Annotated in this window: 5 protein-coding genes and 1 pseudogene; 4 read left to right on the top strand and 2 right to left on the bottom strand. The window is 37.0% G+C overall.

Annotated features, from left to right (window positions below; genetic code table 11):
• The first annotated feature begins 51 nt into the window (after window positions 1–51).
• Together Q0X89_RS04160 and Q0X89_RS04165 are read left to right on the top strand one after the other, a co-directional pair.
• Entirely contained in the window at window positions 52–897 is an 846-nt protein-coding gene (locus tag Q0X89_RS04160; protein ID WP_297691432.1) for a hypothetical protein, read from the top strand.
• Between the two features lie 17 nt (window positions 898–914).
• Window positions 915–2,402 (top strand): SusD/RagB family nutrient-binding outer membrane lipoprotein, encoded by a 1,488-nt coding sequence (locus Q0X89_RS04165; protein ID WP_297691433.1) that lies wholly within the window; start codon window positions 915–917, stop codon window positions 2,400–2,402.
• A 114-nt stretch (window positions 2,403–2,516) separates the two neighbouring features.
• On the opposite strand, the gene Q0X89_RS04170 is transcribed toward Q0X89_RS04165, so the two are convergent.
• Together Q0X89_RS04170 and Q0X89_RS04175 are read right to left on the bottom strand one after the other, a co-directional pair.
• Window positions 2,517–3,080: a hypothetical protein gene (locus tag Q0X89_RS04170; protein ID WP_297691435.1), complete on the bottom strand. Its 564-nt coding sequence runs from the start codon at window positions 3,078–3,080 to the stop codon at window positions 2,517–2,519.
• A gap of 364 nt (window positions 3,081–3,444) precedes the next feature.
• Entirely contained in the window at window positions 3,445–4,077 is a 633-nt protein-coding gene (locus Q0X89_RS04175; RefSeq protein WP_297691437.1) for a DUF6090 family protein, read from the bottom strand.
• Window positions 4,078–4,664: 587 nt separating this feature from the next.
• On the opposite strand from Q0X89_RS04175, the gene Q0X89_RS04180 reads away from it, so the two are divergent.
• Together Q0X89_RS04180 and Q0X89_RS18015 are read left to right on the top strand one after the other, a co-directional pair.
• Window positions 4,665–4,892 carry a hypothetical protein gene (locus Q0X89_RS04180; protein WP_297691439.1) on the top strand — a complete coding sequence of 76 codons (228 nt, stop codon included), beginning with the start codon at window positions 4,665–4,667 and terminating at the stop codon, window positions 4,890–4,892.
• A 52-nt stretch (window positions 4,893–4,944) separates the two neighbouring features.
• Window positions 4,945–5,048, top strand: a pseudogene (locus Q0X89_RS18015) (DUF2237 family protein); the annotation flags it as partial.

Below are 5,048 nucleotides of genomic sequence, written 5' to 3' on the forward strand. Positions count from 1 at the left end.
TCTTTTTTAACCAATATTGGGGAAATAGAGACGAAAGGCGTCGAACTAACCTTGGGTGGTGAAATCCTTAAATCAGAGAATTGGGGCTGGGATGCCAGCTTCAATTTTACTTCAAATGAGGCTGTTGTAAAAGAGATTACAGAAGGGGTCGATGAGATAACCGTTAGCAGTATTGATTATAGTTTTTTTCCAGACCGAGTTGGTTTTTATGCTGTTGAGGGTGAAGCTTTTCCACAAATTAAGGCAACTACCTATTTAAGAGACCCCCAGGGACGTGTCGTGATCAATCCGGAAGATGGGAATCCGTTGGTGGGACCTTTAAATAATCTAGGGAAAACGACTCCCGATTATATTATTGGCTTTATATCAAGGCTTAGATGGAAAACCTTAAGCCTGGCAATAACAATGGACTACAGAACCGGACATGTTTATTTTGATGAAGGCTCAGACTATGCAGAATTTTCAGGACGTTCCGTTGCCTCGATAGCCTATGACCGGGAAAATTTTGTATTCCCCAATTCGGTAATAGAAACAAGCCCGGGCATCTATGAAGAAAATACTAGTGTTACCATTACCGAGGGAAATAATTATGTATACTGGGCCGACTTCTATGGAGGGATCAAAGAAAATTATATAAAAGATGCCTCCGCATTAAAAGTTCGTGAATTGGCCTTGAACTATGCAATGCCGGATAAATACCTGCGCAATTCCGCGATTCATGCACTTGAAATTGGACTGATCGCCAGAAACTTCTTTACCTATTTACCGGGGGAAAACCTGTTTTCAGACCCAGAATTTCAGAATAACAACCAGCCAGACAATGCAATAGGTATTGGGGGGATATTGCAACCGCCGCCATCCAAATCTTTGGGCCTAAACCTAAAAATTGAATTCTAATGTAAATGATATTAGGAATGAAAACTTTCAAATATACGCTTAGTACAATGTTTATAACCCTCTTTGTGGCAGCTTGTTCTTCAGACTATCTGGACATTAATAAAGATCCCAATAATCCTTTATCCGTTAGCCCCGACCTTATCTTACCTGTTGCGCAGAGCTACTCGGCCTTTATTCAGGAGAGTTTCCAGGGCCAAAATTCCCTGGGAAACTTTATGATGTATAACTGGGCAGAAAGCGAAGGTTCTGTATTCTATGGAGCGGAGTTCCGTTACTTTGTAGACCCTTCGTTTTACAGCCAAAACTTTGATTATACTTATGCAAATGCTTTAAAGCAGTATAGTGCCCTGAATACTCTGGAAGGAGATGAATTTGGTTACTACCGAGCAATTGGTCAGGTAATGGTGGCTTATCACTTTCAACTATTGGTGGATACCTATGGCGATGTCCCTTACTTTGAAGCATTACAAAGAGGGGGAAATATAACACCAAAATACGACAAGGCTGAAGTAATTTATGACGATCTCATTGTTCAACTAAGCAGTGCTATAAACCTGATTAATTCAACAGCATCCAATTCTGCGATTACCCCATTAATGCCTGGTCCTGATGATGTTATGTTTGGCGGCGATATGGACCTATGGAAAAGATTTGCGAATACGGTAAAGTTGCGAATATTGGTACGTCTTTCAGACTTGTCAGAGAAAGCGGAATATATCAGAAATGAATTTGCTGTTATTGCCGGTGAAGGTTCCGGTTTAATTGAAAATGATGTTCAAGTTCAACTTGGGTATATAAATGAAGAGAATAGAATGAATCCAAAATGGGCCGAATTTGGGCAGGATGCCCAGGGTAACAATACGATCTTCAACAATGCTACCTGCGCTACGCCCTTTGTTCTTGATTTTTTAGAGGGAACGCAAGATCCCAGAATCGATTTTATTTATGAAAAACCGGTAACCGGCCACCTGGGTGTTCGACAAGGGCAATTATACAATACCCCAGGAGATGGTGAATTTGTTTCTGAAAAGGTCTCCAATATGGGACCGGGTATCTTGCAGGAACCCGGACAAGCTGCCGTTTTATATACAGCAGCGGAATCGTATTTCAACCAGGCAGAGGCAGCACTTAAGGGATTGATGCCCGGCGATGCCAAAGCGCTATACGAAAATGGAATTCAGGCTTCATTTAACTATTTAGGTGCAGGCAACGCCTCATCTTATTACAGTCAAAACCTGAATTTGGTTGGCTGGGATACGTCTTCAAATAAGCAGGAAGCTATCATTTCTCAAAAATGGCTGGCGTTAAATAGTATTGATGCGATCCAATCCTGGTTCGATTATTCGAGAACGGGATACCCTTCCAACCTGCCTATCTCTGATTTGGCTACCAACTCTGACCGTCCGGTGCGCTTGGCCTATCCCTCAAGTGAAATCACTTCAAATGGGGAAAACCTACCGGCGCAACCCAATGTTTTTACTGATAAAATATTTTGGGCTAATTAATTCAAATAGGAAAAACAGCGGTTTTTATGAAATTTGCGCTTTGCGCATCACTTTTATTAGCAATTATGCATTCTATAAATAAAATCATTCCTATTTTTCAAGTTCTTTAATTTCTTATTCTATTGTTAGAATGAGCTGTGACATCAGATTTTGGACATAGTTAACACCTTTCAAATAACCGATATTCAAATTCTTAAATGTTTTGATATGGTATAAGTATTCGGTATCTTTTTTTAATTCTTCATAATCTATGGGTATCATTGTCCCGTCTAATGACTTTGTTTCTAAATCATATTCCCACTGCTCTGCTTCATTAAATCTGCTATTAAATACATTCTTTTCTAAATGTTCCTTGTACATTCTGTTCGTTTCTCCCATTTCAATCAAATAAATCATCCAAATATCATATGTGTCTATAATCTGATACCTTAATCTATCATTGGATATCACACCAACCCCTAACGATTTTAATGTTTCGAAAGCACTTTTATTAGGGAAAATCTTAGTATAACCATAAGTGTTTGCAAAGTGAAATTCCAGGGAATCATGATAGGGTAAGTCATTTTCAAGGTGTTCTATTATAGTTTGTGAAGATGATATAATCTTATTATGAACGCCTATATTGCCTGGAAGTGCGTTTATATCCAGCTCCAATCCTGATTTGATGTCTTTTAGCAATGAAATTTCAATGATCTTGTTTTGTTGCTTTTCATTTTAACTGTTGGCTTGTAACGAAAAAAATATTCCAAATACTAATATCAATATCTCCCCAATAGCATAAAGAAGGTATTTCCCGAACTTCCTATTTATCAGTAGCTGCCGTCTCAGATTTCGAAAAAATATAGACATAATTACTATTTAGTATTTAGTGTAACCAGAAAGTACCAACTACTTTTGGCCATTGTAGCTATTAGATATAGCCTAATCATATATTCAAAGTTCTTATTTTTCAAGCCTTTTAATCTCTTCCTCCAAATTCAAGATTAAACGAGATATCATATTTTTTGTATTTTCACATTCCACCAAATAATAAGCAGTGGCATTATAATAGGTTTTTAGGTGAACTTTCGTAATCTAATGGGACCATTCCACCGTCCCAGAGTTCTTCAGTCTCATAGTCATCAAAAAATTGTGCTTCCTTGAATCTGCCTAATAGAATATTCTGTTCTCCAAATTGGATCATAGTATTTAATGAAGTTGTCAGATATCGCATATAGTCGTATCGGAAATCGTACAACTGTATGATATCAGATCTGATCTCTTCGTTGGTTACGGTATTGACGCCTAATGATTTCAAAGATTGTATCCCACCACTATTGTAAATCCAAAATGTAGCGATAAAAGAGGTAATGAAATGATAGGGCATTGAATCATTATAAGTAAGGTCGTTTTCAAGATGATCTTGTATTATTCGTGATGAGGCCAGCACATCATTATGAGCCTTTATATCCCATTGAAGATTTGGTAAATCACGATCTAGATCGGCTTTGATTGTCTTTAAGATGGATATTTCAACGGCTCTATTTTGCTGCATTTGATCCCATTGGTTCACCCGAACGGCAATCCCTATCCCTAAGGTCAAAATAAGGACTTCCCCTATGGCATAAAGCGTGTATTTACCGAATTTTTTGCTAATCAGTAACTTATGTCTTATTCGTTTAAAAAACAGGGCCATAGTCGCTATCTTAATTTTTGCAAAACTCTTACATCAGATTTAGGTTATAATTGTACCTCTAACTATCAACTATTAATAATTCTATAAAACACTATAAAAATAATAGCCATTAGGAGGCTATTCAATGATATTGATCATACTTGTAGGGTAAATCGTCAGATAAAAGTGAGATGATTTGGATTATTTGACCGAGAAAGATTAATACTAAAAAAGTGTATTTATAGAGTTGCCAGGAAATTGTGGATAGTGTTTACAGACCGGTCTGAAAGCTAAGCACTTTAAACCTTCCCGGAAATAGAAAACTACATGGCGTGCGTGTTATCTTGAATGATGTGATAGCGATAAGATCAATACCTTAAAGGAATTTATTTGATTTTATATTACTAAATCTTTTGATTATTCGGCTAATCAGTTGATTCGGTGAAAAGAAAGGAAAAAAACAGCAATTCCGTAAAGGCTTCGATTTGTAGGACGTTCCAAAAAGTAATGGTTTACATAATCTTAAAAGAATCACAATCAAGGTGCCAGGCTTGTAATCCATATTTTGTTTAATTATCTTTGTAAATAAATAAACGAAACTCAAAATGATGGACATTTTACATGAAGCAAAAGCTTTTGAAAATGCAAAAATGAGTCATATGTCTACGAGTGACAGGGTGGGGGCTTCAAGAGAAGCTAAGCGGCTCATTTTAGCAATCAACGAAATTTATAAAAAGGAAAAGGATCCTGAATTAATGGATATAATGAAGCGGTTAACTGTCAAAAAGAAAAGAATTGATATTCGATTGAAAGGAAGACCGGATTCTGGCATATAAGCATATGTTGAAGGTAAATGAATTAAATGTACCTTAAACATCATTAAAATCTTGCTTTAGTAATCCTGCAACAGGATACTATAGAGACAGGATTTGCGGAACAATTCAGGAAGATTATGCGTCGCACGTGCAAAGTGCCTTTGTAACTCAGTTTTT

It is taken from the genome of uncultured Eudoraea sp. (assembly GCF_947258525.1).
GTDB lineage: Bacteria > Bacteroidota > Bacteroidia > Flavobacteriales > Flavobacteriaceae > Eudoraea.